1 protein-coding gene is annotated in these 205 nt (G+C 45.4%); it reads left to right on the top strand.

Annotation, left to right across the window (positions count from 1 at the left end; translation table 11 throughout):
• Nucleotides 1-205 (top strand): fibronectin binding protein (locus IDG64_RS15085; protein WP_206171387.1); only part of this gene is annotated, 205 nt, incomplete at both ends.

Below are 205 nucleotides of genomic sequence, written 5' to 3'. Positions count from 1 at the left end.
AAGATACAAATAAAGATAAACCAAGTTATCAATTCGGTGGACACAATAGTGTTGACTTTGAAGAAGATACACTTCCAAAAGTAAGCGGTCAAAATGAAGGTCAACAAACGATTGAAGAAGATACAACACCTCCAATCGTGCCACCAACGCCACCGACGCCGGAAGTGCCGAGTGAGCCGGAAACACCAACGCCACCGACACCAGA

Origin of the sequence: Staphylococcus sp. EG-SA-15 (assembly GCF_017151895.1) — a bacterium.
Taxonomy (GTDB): Bacteria; Bacillota; Bacilli; order Staphylococcales; family Staphylococcaceae; genus Staphylococcus; species Staphylococcus aureus.
This window is presented reverse-complemented; position numbering and strand designations above follow the sequence as displayed.